Below are 20,547 nucleotides of genomic sequence, written 5' to 3'. Positions count from 1 at the left end.
CGGACCACCCCGCCACCGCGTACACCTCGGAAGCTGCCCACCGCCGGCGGCGACCGAGGCGTACGCGCGCAGACGTTCGGAGGAATCCGATGGCCTACATCCAGCCGTGGCAGAGGCTCTGCGACTGCCGCTGCCTCGTCCACCACCACCGGCCACGCACCACCTACAACGACCCCGACTGCGCCTGCACCATTACCTGCACCACCCAACCCCTCACCCTCCTGGCCGACCCCTGGGGCTGCGCCCTCTTCCTCGACCACGGCGGCGACCTCTGGCACGTCCCCGCCATGACCCACGGCACCTTCGACTGGGCATACGCCGCAGAAATCGACAGCCGACACGACCACTACGACGCCAGCCGGACCATCGAGCACCTGCTCCGCCAAGCCGCCCACGAACTCCGGGCATCCATCAACTGACCCGACCGCTCAAGGTGGGCCGCCCGCGAGGGCGGCCCATGGCCCTTTTTGCGTTTCACGACCAAGGAAACACGGCACCGCATCTACCGCAGCGTCTACGAGCGCGACTGCGAGCGGCTGACCCACCGCTAGACCGCCGGCCTGATCGCCGGCTTCCTCCGCGATATCCCCGCCCGGCGGCTGACGCTCATCTATCGCCCATAACCACAGCACCACTTCACCCTTGCCGGCCGCGCACCCGCGCACGCCGGCCCTTCTTCGTGTGCAGCGGAAGGTCAATCGCCATGACCAAAGTCATCATCGGTGTCGTCACCATCGTCATCGTCGCCTGCTTCGGCCTGCCCATGCTCCTCCTGTCGGCCGTCTTCGGCGGCAGCTCCCACGGATGCGGCATCGTCGCCGCGCCCGCCCTGCGCCCCACCGGATCGCAGCCCGACATCGGTACCTGGGACACCGAGCAGCTAGACATCGCCGCAACCATCGTCGATGTCGGCGTCGCCAAGGGCGTACCCCGTTGGGGATGGGTCGTCGCTGTCGCCACCGCCATGCAGGAATCCGGCCTGCGTAACCTGCCTCACCTCGGCGACGGCAACGACCACGACTCCATCGGGGTGTTCCAGCAACGCCCAAGCCAGGGATGGGGCACCGTCGCGCAACTGTCCGAGCCTGCCTACCAAGCCGGGAAGTTCTTCGAGAAGCTTTTGACCGTGCCCGGCTGGGAGTCGATGCCACTCACCCAGGCCGCCCAGACGGTTCAGGTCTCGGCCTTTCCCGACGCGTACACGAGGTGGACCGACGACGCTTTGCACCTGGTGGACCAGCTGGCCTACACCCTCACCGACTGCGCCACCGACACGCTCGCCGCCCTCCCGGACGGATTCGCGCTGCCCGCGAACACCCCACCCGCCGTCACCACCGCCATCTTCTGGGCGGCGAACCAGCTCGGCACCCCGTACCACTTCGGGGGATCATGCACCGACCCCCACTCCGGCAACCCCGACAAACAGTGCGACTGCTCATCGCTCATGCAGGCGGCGTACCGGGCGGCCGGGATCGCCATCCCCCGCGTCACCACCGACCAGGCCAAGACCGGCAAGCCTGTGGCCGACACGGCGCTCCTACTGCCCGGCGACCTCATCCTCATCCCCGGCAGCCAAGGCACCATGACCAACCCGCGTCACGTCGGCATGTACCTCGGCGACGGACTCATCATCCAAGCCCCGACAACCGGCGACGTCGTCAAGATCACTCGACTGGACAGTTGGATCAACCAGATCGCGGCGATCCGGCGGATCGTTTAAAGGTTAGTCAAGGCATCTGATACAAATTCGCGCCGTTCAAGAAGATGGAACTCGAACGCTTCACCGACGGGCTGGATCTGCTGGAGCCCCGGCGTCGCCACGTGCTCGCTCTGGCACCCCGACCCCCCGCCTCGGGTCCTGGCCGAATGGCGCCACGAGCGGGCACGCTCACGCCGCGTACGGCGCTGCCGGCTCCGAAGAGCAGGCGTGCGGGAGTCGGTCCGCAACGGTGTCTGCGCGGACCCAGATGTGCGGTGCCCCGGCCGCCCCGGGCAGTCCGTAGCGGCAGCCGGGGCCGATGCAGCTGCAGTGGTCGCAGCGGCAGATGACGGTGGCCGGTGCGGCGGTGTAGGCGGAGACGAGACGGTCGCGGCAGACCGGTCACCCCAGACCGGCGAGGCGGTCGAGGCCGGTGCCGAGGCGGAGGGTTCGGCGGATCCGGCCGTTGAGGCGGTCGAGGAGCTGGGTGGTGCGCGGGCGGCGTGGTCGCTTATGGCGGGGATGGTGTCCCGGATCCGGGTGAGCGGTGCGGTCCAGCCTGGTGTCGCCGGGAGGTGGCGGGCGACACCGTCGAGCTGCTCGCTGACCTCCCGGGGCAGGTCGGCGTACCGGTTGCGTCGCATGCGTCCGCCGATGGTGAGGATGGCGTCACCGACGGGGTCACCGTGGCCGCCGAGGGCGTGTCGGCGGCCCCACGTCGGGCTGCGCCTGTTTGATGCTCTCCAGAGCCTGGAGCAGCGGCCCTGGTTGCCCGCCCTGCAAAAGCTCCCACGACAAGTTGCTGCGCCTCACCGACGTGCGTGATCGTGGCGGCCGTGGCTCTGTATTGTCGACCATCACCGCAATCCTCGGGCACCCACCCTCAGTGCCAAGCTGCCGAGTACAGAAGGATGACAGGCTGGCGCAACGTCTTCGCCACAACCATGGTGCCTGAGGTGCTAGGCGAGTCAGAAGCCGAACGTGGCTTCTTGACGCCGCCGAGGATGGCAACGCCGTGGCGTTGGAGGCGCTCATTTCGAGACTGACGCGGGGACCCGGTGTAAGGCGGCGGCGAAGGGCAGGATCACCCATGGACATGGCGACGCTCGGCCAGTTGGCCACCAAGGCGGCCGTCAACTGCAGCACCGTCATCGGCCGGAAGCTGCTGACCAGGCACCAGCGGAACAAGATCGCCACCGATGCCGCCGGCATCCTGGTCGCTGGGAACACTGAACGGTTCATCGAGCACCTGAACCCTCGGCAGCTCCGTGGGTTTCGCGAGTTCACCGAGTCGGCTCAGTTCGATCACCTCGTACGTCAGGCCATGATCTCCTCCCTCGCGTCGACAACCGACGACACGCGGAGCGCGATCCGTGAGCAGCTGCGGCACGGCTTGCGCCACCATGGCGAGTTCGGCGAGGCAGACCTGCTACAGGCCACCGACGTACTACACGAACTGGTGGACGCCGCGGTGCATGCGGTGCGACAGACCGCGGCGCCAGGAACGCTCGACAGCGGCCGCGCCGTGGCGATGGCAGCCAGGGTGGCCGCTGCCGGGGTGCTCAATAGCGAGCTGCTAAACCGCCTCAAGACGCTCGACGAAGTCCACCAGTTCGCCAAGGCGGTTCGATCTGCGACCAAGGCCGGCCACGCGAAGCTGCGCATGGCCGCGCACGACTTGAACCGCCAGGTCGACTACGCTCAGCTGTACGTCACCCCCGTACTGCGCCCAGCCGCCTCCTCCGTGTGGGATTCATCGGCCTCAGAGACGTTCACGCTGGCCGACGGCATGAACAACGAGGTTCGCTTCGTCATCCTCGGCGACCCGGGCGCGGGAAAGTCCACGCTGGCCGCGAAGCTCGCCCACGACCTGGCAGCCGACAGGATCGGCGGCCTAGAGGGGCAGGTGCCGATCCTGCTCGTCGTGCGTGCACACACACAGTCACTGCGCACCGATCACCACACGCTGCTGCACTACCTGGAGGCGGCGTGCCGGCGTCCTGGCAACGTCAACCCCCCACCTGATGCGCTCGAGTATCTGCTGCTTAACGGCCGCGCCACGGTCATCATCGACGGCATCGACGAACTCGGTGACAGCTCCTACCGCCAATCCTTCGCCGGACTCGTCGATGGCTTCGCCCACCGCTACCCGCTTGCCCGCGTCATCGTCACCTCCCGAGCCGTCGGCTATCCAGACGCCCCCCTCGACTCTGACCTGTTTCCGACCGTCGACATTGCCCCATTCAACGAAACCCAGGTCAATCAGTACGCCAACCGGTGGTTCCGGCTCGATACAACGCTGGACGCCGACCAGCGCCGTCAACTGACCGAGGCATTCATGCGGGAGAGCGAGGTGGCCCGCGACCTGCGAGTCAACCCGCTGGTGCTGTCGCTGCTGTGCGGCCTGTATTCGACCGTTCATTACATCCCGCGTAACAAGCCCGAGATTTACGAGAAGTGCGCCGAGCTGCTATTCGAGACCTGGGACCGGTCACGGGGCATCGAGGTCACACACCGGTACGGGGCACACATCCGCCCAGCAGTGCAACGCCTCGCCTGGCGGCTCTTCACCGATCCGCAGGGCCGCCAAGCGCTGCCACGCACGGAGCTGATCGCGTTCCTCGCCGAATACATGAAGACCAAGCGGTTCGAGGACCCAGACGAGGCGGCTCAGGCCGCGGCCGACTTCCTTGACTTCTGCGCCGGCCGAGCCTGGGTGCTCACCGACGTGGGCTCGGACGCCCTGCAACCGCACTACGGGTTCGTGCACCGCACGTTCCTGGAGTTTTTCGCCGCCTCCCAACTCGTTAAGCATCAACCCGATCCCGAGGTGGTATGGGGCCAGCTGGAGCCGCACCTCGCCGACAGCACCTGGGACGTTGTCGGCCAGCTAGCAGTACAGATTCTGGACCGCCATTGCGACGACGGCGCGGACCGAATATTGCGCCTCGTGCTGGCCCGCGTCGACGAGGTCCCCAGCGCCTCGCTCAGCCACCTGTCCTTTGCCGCCCGGTGTATGGAGAACGTTGCCCCGGACAACGCCACGCTTCGCGATGTGGTCACCCGTGTAGTGGCCCTCTCGTGTGCAGCACCAGCCGCCGACCGCCGGAGGACGCAGCTAGAGCTTTTCCCAGAGGTCGACATCCCACTATCGGCGCTGCTGGCGGTCACCGCGCCGGACAACGCCACCCGCATAGCTCGTGCGATGGCTGACGCCGTCGAGCACCACGCCAGAGTTTCCCCCCTGAGCAGTTCAGCCGGATTGCTTTACGACACTTTGCTGAACAAGCCGATCGCCCTTAACGACGGAACCGGGGAATTGATCAAGGGACTGGTCGCGGATGATCTGTCCCAGCGTGCCGTACCCGAGACGGCCCGGGTATGGCACCGCCTTGTTCAGCGGCCCACCGCCGATGACCTGGCCGAGTACGGCCTCTCGATCCTCTACGAGCTGACTTACGTGGCCGGCGCTGGCATACTGCCTGTTCTCGCTTGGATCCTGACGGGAACGGTCTCCCCGCCAGTCGGCCGGGCGGCAGCAGTCTTTGGCCGGTGGGATAGAACCCTTGCAGGTTATTACCCCCAGATCATTACAAACCATGACTGGCTCTTGCGCGCAGTGTTGCCCCGGAACGTGTGGGAGCCAGTGCTGACCCGGTTCGAGGAGGCAGCACTGCGCGAGATGAGCAAGCACGGCCGCGCCGCCCTGATCCTGCTGTTGCTCCCGATCATGCGGGTTGCAAGAAACCGACGCGACGTTGATCAGCTTGAGCAGCTCATGACCGCAGTGGAAGGCGGCTACCACGAAGCGGCTATCGAGATTGTCAACTCTTGGGCATTGCCCGCCGAAGCCCACGACTTCCTCGTTGAATGGGTCCGGCGACCCCAGCTGACGGGGGCAACCCCGCCGGGATCGGTTGTCAGATGATAGCCCGATACGCAAGGTTGGGCGCCTGGGAGGATAGGTCAGGTAAGCCATAGAGCAGGCGTAGTCGATGCCCAGTGGTGTCGCAGAACCTCCAGTTCTGCTGAGGGTCGGTAGGCGTGTGGGCGGGCAGCCCATCCAGGGGTGTGCGGGACATGGTCCCGTCCAGTGCCACCAGTGACGCCGGTACAAGCCTTTCCACGAACTTGCAAGCACTGAGGGCGACTCGGCCGCTCGGCAAGGTCACTATGCCCCAGGCGTCCCCGTCGACGTCCAGCCAGCGCAGCAGAGCCTGCTCCTCAGCGGGCGGCACCGTCACCAGGATGTTTTCCTCGCCGCCGAGTGACTGGTGCCCGGTGAAATGCAGAGCGGCGCTGTGCACGGTGTTCCGCAGCACGGCCGCAACCTTCATGACCCGATGAGCGGTCCCGCCCGCGCCGGTGAAGTTGGCCAGTTCCGGGGCGCGGCCGTCCAGCTGATCCCGCCAAGCCTGCTTCTGCCAGCCCACTTGGAAATTTGGCGTGTTCAGGCCGAGGTAGAGGTCGGCGACACGAGCCGTGATGTCGAACGCGCCGACCAGGCTGTACAGCAGCGAATCCAGCTCAGCCAGCATCTCATCGGCGTTGCGGCGGGCATCGTGCGCCGAGAGGCCGTGGATCGCGTCCCGAAACGCCAGCGCCCGCGCCACCCTCGTAAGACACGATGCCACGAGCGAGCTGTAGGGCAGATCCCCGGCGTGGTCTCTGGGTGCCGCAGCCGCCCACTCCCTATAGCTTGGCAGCATCGCGTATGCCGCCGCTTGTCGCATCGGCACGGGGCTCCAGCGGATCCGTCCGCCACCGATGATCACCGGATCCCCGTGCCACCGCAGGAACAGACCAACCAGGGCGAGAGCTTCCTCGGGCGACAGCACGTTCGCTTGGTGCCGCGCGTGGGCACCTGTCCGCCTTGCCAGCAACCACGGACGGGACGTGACAATGGCATCACACTCGATTTGGTTACCGATGTGGGGAAGCAGCACGCCAGCCAACGCCTCCGTGACCTGTAGTCCGTGACGGCCGGCCAGCTCCTGCGCCTCGGCGAGGGACTCGCGGTAGCCGTCAACTCCCGTCCACATCTTGTCGTGCACCGTGAAGCACACCTCGTCGCGCTCAAGATCCGGGTCTTCTAAGACGACACCTCCGGTAGCGTCCGGATCGTCAGTGACGAACAGCAGCTCGACGGCCTCGTGCTGACCGTATGAGCGCAGGACCGCCGCGGCGTCGGGGAAACCGGTCGAGCCGCCCGGCATGAACGGGTATCCGGCGAACTCACCCTGCCCGTCGGCGTCACCGGCAAGCAGTGGCCGGTCGAGCAGCACCCTCAGCCGACGCCGTTCAGTGATTCGATCGAACGGGTTCGGTTTCCACCCGGATCGCAGGATCGGACTCTTGTACGGCGGGATCGGCACCGATCAACTCAACCACAGCGCCATGGCGAGGCGCGTGGCGGCCGCCGGATAGAACCGAGTGAGGGTGGTTGTGAACACCCCGCAGCTGCCCTGCAGCTCAGTCGAAGGCACCGACGACAACGTCCACCGCCGCCGCGCTCTGCATGGTAGGACCGGCTCTTGTCACCCTGATCGTCGTTGATCCCCGCATCTGGCCGCCGGTCGTGCCCGGCCACACCCAACCGCAGCGGTCAGCGCACCTGGGCCTGTCGACCGTCGTGCCCGAGCGGATCAGCATCAGGTGTGACGACGGTGGCGGTATCGGATGGTTCGATGAGGACTTCGACGGGGCCCGCCAGGACAGCAACCCGTCCGGTCGGACCCTGGTCACGGATCACTCTGACCTGCTCGGCGGCGACGGTCAGGCTTACCCGTACCGTCGCCGCACCGCCAGGCACGACCAGCCCACCGCCTGCATCCCCGACTGTCCTCCTTACCCCTACCGCACTGTCCTCGGATCCAGGCGCAGGCATGCCCGAGGGCATCTCCAGTGCGGGGTCCACCTCGGGGTCTGTGGCGTGTCCGTGAATGATGAAGAAGCCGAGTTCGGCGTCGGTGCTCTTACCGAGAACCTCCCGCAACGCCGTGCGGCAATGCTCATAGGGCCACCGGTGTTCACCGCGTTCCAGCTTGCCCACATAGCGGGCGTCGACAGCGACCCGACGGCCCGTGCGCCGGTAGGCGTACGCGTTGACCGCATCCGCCAACTCCTGACGCGACATCGGCCGCCCCGAACCCGAGGGAGACCGCTGCGCCAACCGCGCCGCGCGCAGCAGATTGTTCGGCCCCGGTCGATAACCCACGACGAATCCTGTCTCCTGGTCTGTCTACTGGCATCAGCTGGCTGGCATCGGAGCGAGGAATGTGTGCGGTGGGCTCGCCCACCGCACCGGCAAGCCCACCGCTGTAGGCCAGCGGCTGGGAGTAGGTCGCCGGTCACCCGCCCCCGCAGCCGTGCTGGCGGTACGTGAACGGGGAGTCATCCGTGCGGTCGACGGAGTGCCCGGCGCCGCGCTTTGCCGGTGCGTCGGGTCGCAGTCCGGCCTGCCGCCGTGGGGCACGTCCATCTGGCTCTCCCTGGCGTGACATTTCCGCTGGCCCGCCGGCGCGCAATGGGGGTCAGGATGGTCCTGGCCGGTGTGCCGACGTGTTCCTGACATCCACGGTCGCTGAGGGCATCGGCCGGGGATAGGCCCAGCGTGGTGGGCCACGGTGGGCCTCACCGGGTCTGGCCTGGGTCGATGCGAAGCGAGCAGGCGGTCGGTCAGTACGGGAGCTGGTTCAGAGAATGTGCCAGCGGCGGAGGTCCGCCCCGTCGTCAACGAGGCCCGCGATCCGGTGGTGCACTTCGTCGGCCGCTTCGGTGCCTGGTCGGGACTTTCGGGCGTTGGTCGCGATCATTTGCAGCTCACGGAGCTGGCACAGTTCCTCGAACTGTGGCCAGGATGTGGCATCCCAGCCGTAGGCGGCGGTGAAGTCGGCGAAGGCTCCCGGGCCGGGCGGGTCGAAGCGGCGGCAGTGGACAGCGATGGTGGCGATGTCCCACTCCCGGGGTCCGAGAGCGGCGCCGTCCCAGTCGGAAAGGACGGGCCTGCCGTCGAAGCGCCGCAGTGCGTTGCGGACCTGCGGGTCGGACTGGATCAGGCTCGCACCTCGGGGAAACCGCATCGTTTCCCAGCCGGTGGCCAGCGTTTCGAGCCGGCCCATCAGCAGATCCTGTTCCTTGTCGTTCAGGATTTCCGAGCGGGCGACGGACCGCTCGATGCTGTGGATCGGTCGCAGCACGGGCAGCGGCACCGGCGGAGCCGGCAGGGCGTGCAGATCTCGGAGAAGCGTGCCGAGTTCGGAGACGGTGATGGGGTTGTCGTGTGCCGGGTCCAGACGCTGCCAGACCGTGACGGCGTGCCCGCCCGCCAGGACGGGCTGGGACAGCCCTGGGTGAAGGCGCACCGTGGGGAAGTCTTGGGCCACCAGCCAGTCGACCACGGCCACCATCGCGTGCACCTGTTCCAGGTCCTGGTCGCCGGGGGCGATCTTGACGACCACGTCACCGACTGCGTAGACGGCGTTGGTGTGGTGTCGCAGCAGGATCGCGTTCGAGTCGGGGTAGCCGAGGAGACGGCATACCTCGGCGAGCACCGGCCGGGTGCGCGCCTCGACGAACATGGGGCTCCTAGGGACCAAGTGCGGCTGTGGTCCCAAGCCTACGGGCGCGCTCGCGGCACGCCCGCACATAGTCGGTCAACATGGCGGCCTCGCCCCGCTGGCCCTTGTCAGGGATCGCGGTGACCACGGTGGCCCTGTTCAGGATGATCTCCGTTCGCTGCGTCTCGGGCAGGTCCGCGACGGCGTCACGCGCGGTCACCGCCGCTTCGGTTGCCCGCCGGTCCTGCGCGAGGCACATCGACCGGTCCAGGGCGATGAGCGCCACGTCGATCGGTACGGCCGGAGCCGAGCCGTATAGCCGCAACGCCTCGTCCTGGACCCGGTACGCCTCCCCCGTGTCACCGAGCCAGGTGTACGCGCCGGAGAGGTAGAACAACAGCCGCTTCGCTGGAAACCTGAAGGCGACGTTCGTGTCCTCATCGCCAGCCTGATCGAACAGCCGACGCGCCTGGTCGATGCCCGACCGTGCCTGCTCGGCGGCGCCGATTCGGGCCAGGGCACGCGCCCGCCCTGCGGCTGCCAAGGCACCCGGCGATGATGCGATCGACGTGACGGCCAGAGCAGCATCAGCCAGGGCCACGGCTCGGGTCGGATCCCCGAAGTAGTACGGCAGCATCGCCGCTTGGGCCCGCACCAGTACCCGAAGCTGAGCCTGCCCGCTGTCGTCCGCCGCGTGGATCGCCGTGCCGTACCACCGTCGAGCCTCGGTCACCTCCCCGAGCCTCATCAACGCATCAGCACACATCGTCGCCAGCACCGCCGCCACCCCTGACAGCCGGGCCTGGACCGCCGCCGGCTGCCGCCGCAGCGACAGCACCTGAACCTCCCGACAGTCGGCGGCCAACAACGACAGCATGACCTGGGGCGACGCCGAGGGATAAACCCTCATGTGCTCGCTTGCGGACTCCTCGATCAACTCAAGTTGCCGAGGAGCGACACTCGCCGACGCCAGGGCCTCATCCATGCCCAGCCGAAGGCTCGCCAGGCTGTTGACCGCCATGCTGGCAAGCGATCGGTCCGCGCCACCCTCCGCCACCCGATGACCGGGGGCACGAGACACATCAGCGTCCTCGTCTCGACCGAGACCCATAGCCAGACGCGGAATGTTCAGACCAGCAGCGATCCGCTCCAACACCTCGTAGGCCGTGACCTGCCGAACGCCCTTGGCTATCTCAGCAGCCCGGTTGGGCGAGACACCGACCAGAGCGGCGATCCTGCCGTACGACACGCCTCGCGCGTGCAGGAAGCGGAAGACAGCAGTGACATCGCGCCGCCGCAGAACCTCACCGATCGGTCGGCCGTTCCAACGTCCCGAGCTCCACCACTCGGGATCCACCTGCGCGGCCACGATCACCCCCGATCGAACGACGACCACTGCCAGCACAGCGCACCCGCGTCGCCACATCAAGCCAATGGCGGTCTAGCCGGGCACCACCACCCCAGAGTCGGCGCATGCAGCAGCATCCGTAACACCCACGATGGGGCCTCACCATGTCTCGGCAAGGGGGCCTTGCCCAACGCCGCTCGCGCCGCCGGGGCCGCCAGCACCGTGCAGACGGGGAGATCATCGCCTTGAAGGAGAGTGGCAGACCCCTCGTTCTCGTGGCCGCAGATCCGCATGCACACGTCGGCGCCGCCACGGCGTCTACTGCGCAGCACGCCAGTCGTCGACTACGTCTTCGATCTGTTGCGCTTGCAGGGCAATCCGACGCTTGAGTGGCCCTGCGCGCAGCGTCGCAAAGGGTCGGCGGTGCGCCGATTGTGCCTGGTGTAAGCGAGATTGCGTCATTCAGCCGTGAATGCGCTGGATTCGCGTCGCGCGGCGTAGCGATCGAGCAAGATCGGCAATCCCGTGTGCACCCACCAGGGAACGTGGACAGCGCCGGCAGACATGCCGTGGCCCGGGTCGAACTCGGGGACGTATATCGCTCCGGTGGGGTCGTGCCACGGTGCCGATTCGAGGCTGGCGGGATGTTTGCCGACAATCTGCTCGATGGTGTCCATGATGAGCATCCGTAGGTCGTAGCAGTCGTGTGGCAGCGGCGTGTCGGCGAACCGCGCGCGCAGTTCGTACCACAGGTAGAAGTCGCCGCGCAGCGAGTACTGGATCGGCTCGCGCTCAAACAAGGAGCCGACACTGTCTGTGTCGACGGGCGGCGGACACCGAACCCAGACAGCCGCGCGGGTTCGCTTGTGCATGGCTTCGTCGAATGCGACGAGCCGCACCTCGTCGACGCCCGTCTCGGCGGCCGCGATGGTCTCGATCGCCGCCGCGATGGCATCGGCGTGTGGCCAGCCGCGGACACCGGTGTTGATCAGCGGGAACGCGACGCTGCGCGCGCCCAGTTCGTCGGCGACCTCCAGCGCACGCCGGTAACACGACTCCAGCAGGGAACGGTCGCGCTCCCCGGCGTGGTAGTTGGGGCCGACGGTGTGGATGACCCACCGGGCGGGCAGGTCGCCTGCCGTGGTCCATCCGGCGTCGCCGGTAGCAAGGCCCTCAGGAAACCGGGCGATGCAGTCACGCAGGACCGCCGGGCCTCCGCCGCGATGGATCGCGCCATCCACACCACCACCTCCGCGCATCGCCTTGTTCGCCGCGTTGACGATGGCATCCACATCCTGCGTCGTGATGTCCCCGAGAACGGCGGTGACGACTGGCATGGCATTAGTCTGCCCGGGGGGCTCCGATAGAGCCGGGACCACCCCGGCACACGGCTCCACCGCTCCTGCCGCTTGCGTTGCAGTCGGACCGCTGACCACGTTCGCGGCGGCACGGCAGGGCGTTTGATCATCTAATGATCTTGAGCATTTTGGGTGAAGTCCCTGCTGACGCCGACCGATGCGGACGCGTGCCGGGCCAGCACGGTCTGCCGCCCACACTGATTGCCCAGCAAGGATCAACGTCGTTACACCGCGCCCTCATCTCGCCGGTACGACGCGTACGCCGGAGGCGATTGCCGCTCGACTCGTTGAGCTGCAAGGCCGCTGATGGCTGAGGACGTACGGCGAGTCTGCTCCCGCGAGGCCTGCGGGCTCTACTGCCACGGGAGGTCCGGCCTCTCTTGGGAGACGCAGCCGTCCGTGTCAAAGACGACAATCTCGCGGACTCTTCACATTCTCGGAGAGATTGGACACGATCGGCGCACGACAAAAAGGGAAGAGACAGCGGCGAGTCCCCGAGTTCTCACGATCACGTTCCAGATGCGGGTACCGGAGGGGCTGCGCGCCCATATTCGCGGCAAGCGTCTTAACACTGCGGTCTCCCGGATCGTCGACGCAGTGCAGGGGTGTCGTGCCGGCGGTCTTCCCCTGGGCTGACCGGATTACCGTTCGGTCCAGCTGGGACTACCAGTGGTGGGAGGACCAGCAGCCCCGGCCGTGCCGGCGTCGTAGCTCACGGGGCGAGCTGCTCTTGCCCGAGCCGGGAGATGCCCCGGATGCAGACGAGGATCGTGTCCGGGCTGCCGGTGGGTTCAGCTGCCACGATGCCTCCTCGGATTCAGTCGTTGCGTACGGTGAGGTCGAGGGCGGCGACGGCCAGCCGGGTGAGGTCAGGGAGTTGGTCTTCGTCGAGGGTGACGCCGCGCAGGTTGTCCAGCGGCGTCTTGAGGTCATGGAGGCGGCTGCCCCGCAGGTCGGTTCCGTCGAACTGGCAGGAGTCCAATTCCAGACCGGCGAGGTCACATGATCGCAGTGCGATGCGCGGTAGTCGGCAGGAAGACCAGGCACCGTTGGAGAGCGTGCAGTCGGTGAAGGCGACCGAGCCGGCGGCGGCGACGCGTTGGAGGGTCGCGTAGTCGAAGCGGCAGCCGTCGAACAGTACGTCCTTGAGGCGTACGTCGGTGAGTCTCGTGCCGGTGAACCGGGAGCCGGTGACCGCGCATCGTTCGATGGTGATGCCGGTCAGGGTCGCGCCCGAGAAGTCGGTGCGGGTGATCTCGCAGCCGTAGAAGCTGCCGGCTTCCCAGGTGCTCTCACTCAGGTCCACGCCGGTGATCAGGCTGCTGCGAATGCTGACGTCCTCAAGGTGCGAGCCGCGCCACGAGGCGCCCTCGACGAGGGCCTCGCTGAGGCCACCGGCCAGGTCCGTCGTGGTGTCGAGGTCGTCCGGTTCGAGGTCCGGCAGCAGGACCTTCACGTCGCCAATCGTGGTGGTGCGCATGTGTCCTCAACCTGTGTGGGCGCGGGGTGGGCACGCCACCCCGCGCGTCTCGTGGTGCGGGCTACTTCTTCTTGTTCCAGTTGTCCCAGCCGGGCCGACTGTCGAACTTACCCTTGTTGTCCCAGGTGGGGCGATTGTCGAACTTCGCCGCGTCGATCGACGCTACCGACCGCTGCGGGTCGACGCCGAGACGGGCGAGTTGCTCGGGTGCGGCGTTGACGAGGACCGCGAGAGCGTTGGTCATGGTGCTCCTCCTTGGAGGGTGAGGTGGTCCGCGGCGGCTCGGACGAGGGCCTGTCGGGTGGTCCGGCAGTAGGTCGTCTCTCGGGCGGTGAACGTCGCGTGCTCGAAGTAGCGGTTGCCGGCCTGGGCGCCACGGCAGAAGTCGTAGAAGGCGCAGAGGTCGGCACAGTCGTTGAGGGCAGTGACGAATTCGGCGACGTAGTCCAGGTCGCCGGCAGCGGCGAGCATGTCAGTGATGGATTTATGGAGGACGTTGCCGGCGATGAAGTCGCCGTATCGCGGCTCGGTGATACCGAGTAGCTCCGGTGACAGCAGCACCACCTGCCCATCCCAAGAGACGGTCGGGATCGGCTCGTACGGGGCGTGGTCGGCGTGTCCGGCGCGGGTGGCGGCTAGATAGTCGGCCAGCCGGTCCACGTCGCGGATCCGCAGCGGGTTGCCGCCGACGCGACGTTTGATGAGGTGCTGCCAGAACCGGTACGCGGCGTCCTCTGACACCGGTGCCCGGTCGGCGCCCTCCTGTTCTTCGATGTTGAAGCCGACCGACTGGCAGCCGGGCAGGCCGGTGAAGAAGTCGACGAGGGTGTCCGCGTGGGCGATGGTTTCCGGGGTGACCACGCAGATCACCGAGTACCTCAGCCTCGCTTCGGCCAGTGTCTGCATGCCGCGCAGGGTTCGGGCGTCCGTCGGGTTGCCGGCCCGATCGAGGCGGTTCCGGTTCAACGCGCCCGGTCCGTCGATGCTGACCCCGACCTCGAACCCGTAGGTGGCGAACAGGTCGCACCACTGTCGGTTGATCAGTGTGCCGTTGGTCTGGATCTCGTGACGCACCAGCCCCGCGCGCCGCAGCTCCTCGAAGGGTGCCAGCAGGCCCCGGAACAGCCCGATGGGTGTGGCGGTGGGTTCACCCCCGTGCCACACGACACTCACGGGATGACCGCTGTTCTGCTGGGCGATCGACTCGACGCAGGCCTGCGCGACCGCGCCGCTCATCAGGCGCAGGGATCTCCGGTCGGGCAGATAGCAGTAGGTGCAGTCGAGGTTGCAGAAGCTCGTTGGCTGCACGACCAGGGTGTGGAAGCTGCCGGCGATCGCCGGCTGGCCGGTGGCGTTGATGAGGCCGATGCCGTTCACGAGGTGGCCCCCTCGACGCTGACGGCCGTGGTGGTACTGACACGGTAGGCGTGGGTGGGGCGGGCGGGCCAGCCGAGGAACCGGTCGAACATGTCGGCGGCGCTGCCCGTGACGCTCGGGTAGAGCCGGTGCAGGTCGTGCGCGAACAGCCGACGCCACACGAAGGTGAGCAGCGGCGGGTCAGCAGGCCACACCTGCCCCGGCGAGGCCGTCCACCTGGGCTCGGGGCACCGGGACTGGCTGGCCATGGCGTTACGCGAGACGTACACCGTCATGCCGCCACCCCCACCAGGAACGATGAGCGGCGGGCCCGCCGGGGGAAGGGCGAGCCCGCCACCGCACCACGGCGGCTGGGAGCAGACCGCCGATCACCCACCCGCGCAGCCCTCATGGCGGTACGCAGGCAGGGAAAGCGCCGAGACAGTTCGCTCCCGGACGGGCCTCGCCAGCGAACCAAGCCGTGGTGTGATGCGCCGCTCATCGATCCCTCCATCTGCAGCTCCCTGTCAGTCATCCCTGACACCGACATCGACACGCGCCGGTGATCCGGGGTGAACTGAACGTAGGAGCGGTCCGTACGGAGGACCGGGAAAATCCGTACCGGGTCCGGCGGCCTTCAGCGGGCAGGGTGATGGTGTGCGAGGAATGACGGACGACATGACGATCGGCCAGCGCGTCGCCTTCTACCGGCGCCGGCGAGGGCTCTCCCAGGAGGTGCTGGCCGGTCTGGTCGGCAAGACGCAGGAGTGGTTACGCAAGGTCGAGACGAACCGGGCCGACCTGGACCGCCTGTCGGTCATACGCGCGATCGCCAAGGCCCTCGACGTGTCCCTCGGCGACCTGATCGGTGCACCGCGCCTGTTCGAGTGGTCGGACGACTCAGGGCGCGAGACCATCCCCGCCTTGCGGGCCGCGCTTCACGACTATCGTCACCTCGCGCCGGCGCTTGCCCGCACGGGGGACGTCGAGGCTCCTGCCTTGCGCGAGATCGAGAACGATGTCGCCGAGATCTGGACCGCCTACCAGCACTCGCGGTATGGCACCCTCGCCCGCCGGCTGCCCTACCTCATCCACGACTGCCTCACCGCCACTGAAGCGTACGATGGTGACGACGGCCAGCGCGCGCATGCGATGACCGCATACGCCCACCAGCTCGCCGCGTTGTTCCTCACCAAGCTGGGCGAAGGTGACCTCGCGTGGACCGCCGCCAGCCGAGGGCTGGCCGCCGCCAACGCCAGCCACGACCACGTCGTCATCGGCTCACTCAGCCGCTCCGCCGCGCACTCGCTGGCGTCCATCGGTGAGTACGCCCAAGCCCGCGGCCTCGCCGCCACGGCGGCGCATTTCCTGGAACCACGGCTCGTCAAGCCGACTCCGCAGCTACTGTCGGTCTACGGCAGCCTGCACCTCGTCTGCGCGCTGGCCGCCGCCCGAGACGACGACCGCGCTTCCGCCGACACCCACATCGCCGAAGCCGATGCCGCCGCGCAGCGGCTCGGCGCCGATGGCAACCACGTCTGGACCGCTTTCGGGCCGACCAACGTGTCGATCCACAAGACGACCGTGGCGATGGAACTCGGCGACGTGCAACGCGCCATCGCCATCGGCGTCCCACTCGACACCAGCACCGTGCCCGTCGAGCGGCAGGTTCGCCACGCCATCGAAACCGCCCGAGCCCTCGCCCGGTGGAACCGCATCGACGACGCACTCGCGGCGCTCCTGGACGCCGAGGTCATCGGCCCTGACCAGGTGCGTTACCACCAGCTCTCCCGCGACCTCGTCCGCGATATCCTCACGCGCCCCCGGCCACCACGGCTGGCTGTCGAACTCAGCGACCGGATGGGCGTCCGGTCGGGAGGGCCGCGCTGGTAGCTGGGCTCAAATCAGCCGGCTCGTGTAGCCCGCCGCCACCAGGCGCTCGAACGCCGCCCGCACCTCGTCCGGCATCTCCTGCGGGATCGCGAACCCGCGCTCCGCGTACACCTCGATCCGCTGCGTGTCACCCACCAACATGTCCACCACCCGCCGCGGATCGCCGATGCTGCTCACGTAGTCGTCCAGCTCGAGTGGGTTCGACGCGCACACCACATCGACCTCCGGCCACATCAACCTGCACGTCGCGTAGGCCCGGCGCTGTTGGTAGGGCCGTGACATGATCAGCACCGACTTCACCGGGATCTGTCGTTCGGCCAGGAGCGCACGGGAGTACTCGAGGTTCTCGGCGGTGTTCGTGGCCCGCGGCTCCACGAGAACGGACTCCGCCGGGACACCGTGCTCAACCGCGTACTCACGGTAGTGCACCGCCTCGCCGTGGGGGAACCGCTCGATCGTTGTCGGCGCGTTCGCCCCGGTGAAAACGATCCACGGGAACAGCCCTGCTTGAAACAGCCGGGTTGCGATAACCGCAACCCCGAGGTCATGGCTGCCCAACCCGATGCCCACGTCGCACGAGCGCAGCTCGTGGTGCATGTCGTGGTAGCGCCACAGCGTCTCCACCTCAGCCCGGACCTCGTCCGGGAGCACGTGAGTCGGCACCGCGGCCTGCCGATCCATCAGCGCCCGCCAGGTGGGGCAAGTGCTGGAGTTTGATTCACGCCCCGTTCCCTCATGGCGTCAGCGTAGGACAGGCCGGGGCCGGGGCCGATCCAGATCAGCTACAGCTCCTCCGTCCACAGCGGCACATTCAGGCAGGGACGACACCATCAGCGCTATCTGCAGCCGCTTTCTCCGTCAGCGCCAGCTCGCCGCACCTGAACCCACAACGCCATCTCGCCGGTCTCGCGGACGGCCGTACCGAGCCGCGCGATTTGCGGCTACTTGTTTCATTGACCTGCGACCGTTGCCCGGCCAGGCTTCGGTCGAGGCGCCCGGGTTGTCGCTCTCATTGCGGCTGCCCACGCTGGTCGTGTGGCTCTCATTTGGCCTGCGCGGCCCGGGCGTCGCCCCAGGGCGGGGAGAGGCTCAAGAGGGGTTTGCTCGGCTCGAAGTAGCGTTGCCCTCCCGGCTCGACAACCCAGGTGGATCGAGCATCGGAGGACACGTTGACTGTCACACCGAGTCGTGTGGTCATCGGGATGGACCCGCACAAGCGTTCGGCAACGATCGAGGTCATGGCTGGCGACGAGACCGTCGTCGGCGGCGGCCGGTTCGACACCGACCGCGACGGCTACACGGCGATGCGAAAGTACGCCGGTCAGTGGCCGCACCGGGTGTGGGCGATCGAGGGCTGTCAGGGCATCGGCCGGCACATCGCCAACCGGCTGCTGGCCGACGGCGAGCAGGTCGTCGACGTTCCACCGAAGCTGTCCGCCAGGGCGCGGGTGTTCGCCACCGGGCAGGGCCGCAAGACCGACGCCACCGACGCCCACTCCATCGCGCTGGTCGGCACCCGCATGACCGGACTACGCCCGGTGGTCAACGACGAGCAGCTTGCCTTGCTGCGGATCCTGGTCGACCGGCGCCGTTGCCTCGGTGTCGACCACACCCGGATGGTGTCCCAGCTGCACCAACTGCTGCTGGAGCTGATCCCGGGTGGGGCGAAGAAGAGTCTGTCCGCCGCCCAGGCCAAGACACTGCTGGCCACGGTCCGGCCCCGCGACGCGGTCGGCAAGGCCCGACGGCGGGTCGCCGCGGAGCTGATCGCCGACCTCGAACGGATCTACCGACGCTCCAAGGAAGCCGACAAGGAACTGTAGGAGCTGGTCGCTTCCACCGGCACCAGGTTGATGGACCTGCACGGCATCGGACCCTCCGGCGCCGCCCGGCTGCTGGTCGAGGTCGCCGACATCACCCGGTTCCCCGACCGGGCTCACTTCGCCTCCTGGACCAGACCCGCCGAAACCCAGCATAGAACTCTCCTCTCGGCGGTGTCTTGACACAGAGGGGAGCCAGATTCGGGCGCCCTGATCAAGCCTGGCCCTGCCTCCGGCTGTGCGTTCATGGCACGGGTTGAAGCTGAACGAGGATCATCCAGTTGTCACCATCGGAGCGGTGCGTCGCCCGGACCCGGTATTCGCTCGGGCGCAGATCGATGACGAGCTGGTTGTCGGGCTCCAGCTCCGCTCCGGGCCACGCCGAATCGAACATCACGACTGGTCCGTCCACCACCCAGCGGACATCCTCACCCCCGTCCCAATTCACGCCATCACCTACCGCTCGTCGCGCAGCGCTCACGAGGTCATCTTCCTCGTTCGCCGCTGCCCACCGCAGGAACAGCCGTTCCGAGGAGAGGTACGTCGTCATCGCCGGCTCGTCACCCAGCACAAGCGCCTGCCGCTGACCGATCGCGACTACGCCGACGTAACCGTCGACGGCGCACGCCCGACCGTAGTCGCCCCAGCTCTCCACCGAACCATCCGTGGTATCCGCACCGGTCCACAGCGATAGCGCCGATTGCGGAGCGACGAGCAGCGGTCCGCCGGCCGACGAAACCCACCTGTACTGCAACGGCTCCACCTCCCGCAGCGATCTTGCCAGGCCACGGCGATACACGAGTGCCCGCCAAGACACATGTCGTCATGGCCGCAGAGCTGATCGCCCCGATCGACGGTCACCGGATTGCCGCCCGGCTGTGCACCCATCGGCACACGCCTGGACGCCATCCAGGCACGCTCGACGCAACGCTGCGCGGCACGCGCGTACGGCCGCACCCGTCCGCATATCGCCGGCACACCCATCGATCTGGCGATCACCGGCGCTACACTGGCCGCCCTCATTAGGGATCGGTCACGTCGAGAGCCAGCTGCCTGACTGCGAGAAGCAATCCGGGTTCAGCGCGATCGGCCGCTCGCGCCACTGAACTGACGAGAATCGCTGTGCCGCGCGGAGGACGGGGCTTGGACGACGCCGCCGCACCGCACCCACGACCGGCTCAGCACCTTGGGTGCGGAATACAACCGAACATCGGTTAACGACAGTCGGTCAAGCCGTGTCCTTATGGGTGCGCCACACCTAAAGTGGTGCGGTGCTGACCCTCGGCGTCGACCTTGCAGCGGCGGACAAGCGTACGGCGATGGCCACGGTTGAATGGCTGCCGGGCAGGGCGGTCGTGCGGGACCTGATCCTAAACGTTGATGATGTGCGCATCGTCGAGGCCGGTGGGCACGTGGACAAGGTGGGGTTGGATTGTCCCCTCGGCTGGCCGGAGCCTTTCGTCGCGCTCGTGCAGGCCCACCGCCTCGGTCACGTCGCCGTCGCTGATGGCGAGGGCGCCCAGTGGCGACGTCGCCTTGCGTACCGGCTGACGGACGAGGTGGTCCGCGAGAAGACTGGCATCATCCCGCTTAGCGTTTCCGCGGACCGCATCGCGCATGCTGCCTTCCGCTGCGCCGGGTTGTTGGCGATGCTCGCCGCCGCCGGACACGACGTGGACCGTGGTGGCGGCGGGAGGGTCGTGGAGGTGTATCCGGCGGCGGCTCTGTACTGCTGGGGATTGGCACATCGCGGTTACAAGGGCCGGGGCCAGCAGGTGCAGCATGCCGATCTGGTGACCGCGCTTCGCGACGCGGCGCCTTGGCTGGATCTGGGGATGTTCGAGGGGCTGTGTCGGTGCAGCCACGACGCGTTCGACTCGGTGATCGCGGCCTTGAACGCGCGCGCCGCGGCGATCGGTTTGGCGGTCCAGCCGAGTGACGATCAGCGGCCGATCGCACGTGTCGAGGGCTGGATCGCCCTGCCGACCGGTCCGCTCAGCAATCTCATTCATGGCGCGGACGAATGAGCGGAGG

Annotated in this window: 18 protein-coding genes; 7 read left to right on the top strand and 11 right to left on the bottom strand. The window is 67.6% G+C overall.

What is annotated here, in order from left to right:
- The first annotated feature begins 89 nt into the window (after positions 1 to 89).
- From VAB18032_RS11220 to VAB18032_RS11210, 3 genes are all read left to right on the top strand, one after another.
- Positions 90 to 419, top strand: a complete 330-nt coding sequence (locus VAB18032_RS11220; protein WP_013732944.1) for a hypothetical protein — start codon at positions 90 to 92, stop codon at positions 417 to 419.
- A gap of 284 nt (positions 420 to 703) precedes the next feature.
- Positions 704 to 1,720, top strand: coding sequence for a C40 family peptidase (locus VAB18032_RS11215; protein ID WP_013732943.1), 1,017 nt, complete (start codon positions 704 to 706; stop codon positions 1,718 to 1,720).
- Positions 1,721 to 2,789: 1,069 nt separating this feature from the next.
- Positions 2,790 to 5,627 carry an NACHT domain-containing protein gene (locus VAB18032_RS11210; protein ID WP_013732942.1) on the top strand — a complete coding sequence of 946 codons (2,838 nt, stop codon included), beginning with the start codon at positions 2,790 to 2,792 and terminating at the stop codon, positions 5,625 to 5,627.
- Here the strand turns inward: VAB18032_RS11210 and VAB18032_RS11205 are convergent.
- The 9 genes from VAB18032_RS11205 to amcA (VAB18032_RS11165) all read right to left on the bottom strand — a co-directional run bounded on the left by VAB18032_RS11205 (position 5,620) and on the right by amcA (VAB18032_RS11165) (position 15,096).
- Positions 5,620 to 7,074: a hypothetical protein gene (locus VAB18032_RS11205; protein ID WP_148272235.1), complete on the bottom strand. Its 1,455-nt coding sequence runs from the start codon at positions 7,072 to 7,074 to the stop codon at positions 5,620 to 5,622. The two genes, VAB18032_RS11210 and VAB18032_RS11205, sit on opposite strands and share 8 nt — an antisense overlap.
- A 230-nt stretch (positions 7,075 to 7,304) precedes the next feature.
- On the bottom strand, positions 7,305 to 7,835 hold the full coding sequence (locus VAB18032_RS11200; protein WP_013732939.1) for a hypothetical protein: 531 nt from the start codon (positions 7,833 to 7,835) through the stop codon (positions 7,305 to 7,307).
- A gap of 559 nt (positions 7,836 to 8,394) precedes the next feature.
- Complete coding sequence (locus VAB18032_RS11195; RefSeq protein ID WP_013732938.1) at positions 8,395 to 9,279, bottom strand: phosphotransferase; 885 nt, start codon at positions 9,277 to 9,279, stop codon at positions 8,395 to 8,397.
- A gap of 7 nt (positions 9,280 to 9,286) precedes the next feature.
- Positions 9,287 to 10,684 carry an NsdA family TPR-like regulatory protein gene (locus VAB18032_RS11190; protein WP_415878000.1) on the bottom strand — a complete coding sequence of 466 codons (1,398 nt, stop codon included), beginning with the start codon at positions 10,682 to 10,684 and terminating at the stop codon, positions 9,287 to 9,289.
- Positions 10,685 to 11,064: 380 nt separating this feature from the next.
- A complete protein-coding gene (locus tag VAB18032_RS11185; protein WP_043720416.1) occupies positions 11,065 to 11,943 on the bottom strand; it encodes a macro domain-containing protein in 879 nt (292 codons plus the stop codon).
- An 838-nt stretch (positions 11,944 to 12,781) separates the two neighbouring features.
- Positions 12,782 to 13,444 (bottom strand): pentapeptide repeat-containing protein, encoded by a 663-nt coding sequence (locus VAB18032_RS11180; protein WP_013732935.1) that lies wholly within the window; start codon positions 13,442 to 13,444, stop codon positions 12,782 to 12,784.
- A 61-nt stretch (positions 13,445 to 13,505) separates the two neighbouring features.
- Entirely contained in the window at positions 13,506 to 13,688 is a 183-nt protein-coding gene (amcA, locus tag VAB18032_RS11175; protein ID WP_013732934.1) for a multiple cyclophane-containing RiPP AmcA, read from the bottom strand.
- A complete protein-coding gene (amcB, locus tag VAB18032_RS11170; protein WP_013732933.1) occupies positions 13,685 to 14,821 on the bottom strand; it encodes a cyclophane-forming radical SAM peptide maturase AmcB in 1,137 nt (378 codons plus the stop codon). Before amcB ends, amcA (VAB18032_RS11175) begins: the two co-directional genes overlap by 4 nt.
- Complete coding sequence (gene amcA / locus VAB18032_RS11165) at positions 14,818 to 15,096, bottom strand: multiple cyclophane-containing RiPP AmcA (protein ID WP_081476078.1); 279 nt, start codon at positions 15,094 to 15,096, stop codon at positions 14,818 to 14,820. The genes amcB and amcA (VAB18032_RS11165) overlap by 4 nt, the downstream gene beginning before the upstream one ends.
- A gap of 370 nt (positions 15,097 to 15,466) precedes the next feature.
- On the opposite strand from amcA (VAB18032_RS11165), the gene VAB18032_RS11160 reads away from it, so the two are divergent.
- Positions 15,467 to 16,693 (top strand): helix-turn-helix domain-containing protein, encoded by a 1,227-nt coding sequence (locus VAB18032_RS11160; RefSeq protein WP_193386299.1) that lies wholly within the window; start codon positions 15,467 to 15,469, stop codon positions 16,691 to 16,693.
- 6 nt (positions 16,694 to 16,699) lie between these two features.
- Here VAB18032_RS11160 and VAB18032_RS11155 read toward each other — a convergent pair whose 3' ends face one another.
- Complete coding sequence (locus VAB18032_RS11155; protein WP_013732930.1) at positions 16,700 to 17,374, bottom strand: YdcF family protein; 675 nt, start codon at positions 17,372 to 17,374, stop codon at positions 16,700 to 16,702.
- A gap of 521 nt (positions 17,375 to 17,895) precedes the next feature.
- On the opposite strand from VAB18032_RS11155, the gene VAB18032_RS11150 reads away from it, so the two are divergent.
- Together VAB18032_RS11150 and VAB18032_RS32820 are read left to right on the top strand one after the other, a co-directional pair.
- On the top strand, positions 17,896 to 18,516 hold the full coding sequence (locus VAB18032_RS11150) for an IS110 family transposase (RefSeq protein WP_013732929.1): 621 nt from the start codon (positions 17,896 to 17,898) through the stop codon (positions 18,514 to 18,516).
- Between the two features lie 30 nt (positions 18,517 to 18,546).
- Entirely contained in the window at positions 18,547 to 18,696 is a 150-nt protein-coding gene (locus VAB18032_RS32820) for a transposase (protein ID WP_013732928.1), read from the top strand.
- Positions 18,697 to 18,757: 61 nt separating this feature from the next.
- On the opposite strand, the gene VAB18032_RS11145 is transcribed toward VAB18032_RS32820, so the two are convergent.
- Entirely contained in the window at positions 18,758 to 19,276 is a 519-nt protein-coding gene (locus VAB18032_RS11145) for an immunity 21 family protein (RefSeq protein ID WP_013732927.1), read from the bottom strand.
- Positions 19,277 to 19,784: 508 nt separating this feature from the next.
- Here VAB18032_RS11145 and VAB18032_RS11140 point away from each other — a divergent pair.
- A complete protein-coding gene (locus VAB18032_RS11140) occupies positions 19,785 to 20,540 on the top strand; it encodes a DUF429 domain-containing protein (protein ID WP_013732926.1) in 756 nt (251 codons plus the stop codon).
- Positions 20,541 to 20,547: the final 7 nt, after the last annotated feature.

It is taken from the genome of Micromonospora maris AB-18-032, assembly GCF_000204155.1.
Lineage (GTDB): Bacteria > Actinomycetota > Actinomycetes > Mycobacteriales > Micromonosporaceae > Micromonospora > Micromonospora gifhornensis.
This window is presented reverse-complemented; position numbering and strand designations above follow the sequence as displayed.

Coding starts and splice junctions, on each gene's coding strand:
- VAB18032_RS32820 (WP_013732928.1), top strand. CDS start 18,547: ATGGACCTGCACGGCATCGGACCCTCCGGCGCCGCCCGGCTGCTGGTC.
- VAB18032_RS11200 (WP_013732939.1), bottom strand. CDS start 7,835: ATGTCGCGTCAGGAGTTGGCGGATGCGGTCAACGCGTACGCCTACCGG.
- VAB18032_RS11195 (WP_013732938.1), bottom strand. CDS start 9,279: ATGTTCGTCGAGGCGCGCACCCGGCCGGTGCTCGCCGAGGTATGCCGT.
- VAB18032_RS11150 (WP_013732929.1), top strand. CDS start 17,896: ATGGACCCGCACAAGCGTTCGGCAACGATCGAGGTCATGGCTGGCGAC.
- VAB18032_RS11155 (WP_013732930.1), bottom strand. CDS start 17,374: ATGGATCGGCAGGCCGCGGTGCCGACTCACGTGCTCCCGGACGAGGTC.
- VAB18032_RS11180 (WP_013732935.1), bottom strand. CDS start 13,444: ATGCGCACCACCACGATTGGCGACGTGAAGGTCCTGCTGCCGGACCTC.
- VAB18032_RS11160 (WP_193386299.1), top strand. CDS start 15,467: ATGACGGACGACATGACGATCGGCCAGCGCGTCGCCTTCTACCGGCGC.
- amcA (WP_013732934.1), bottom strand. CDS start 13,688: ATGACCAACGCTCTCGCGGTCCTCGTCAACGCCGCACCCGAGCAACTC.
- VAB18032_RS11220 (WP_013732944.1), top strand. CDS start 90: ATGGCCTACATCCAGCCGTGGCAGAGGCTCTGCGACTGCCGCTGCCTC.
- amcA (WP_081476078.1), bottom strand. CDS start 15,096: ATGACGGTGTACGTCTCGCGTAACGCCATGGCCAGCCAGTCCCGGTGC.
- VAB18032_RS11190 (WP_415878000.1), bottom strand. CDS start 10,684: ATGTGGCGACGCGGGTGCGCTGTGCTGGCAGTGGTCGTCGTTCGATCG.
- VAB18032_RS11185 (WP_043720416.1), bottom strand. CDS start 11,943: ATGCCAGTCGTCACCGCCGTTCTCGGGGACATCACGACGCAGGATGTG.
- VAB18032_RS11215 (WP_013732943.1), top strand. CDS start 704: ATGACCAAAGTCATCATCGGTGTCGTCACCATCGTCATCGTCGCCTGC.
- VAB18032_RS11210 (WP_013732942.1), top strand. CDS start 2,790: ATGGACATGGCGACGCTCGGCCAGTTGGCCACCAAGGCGGCCGTCAAC.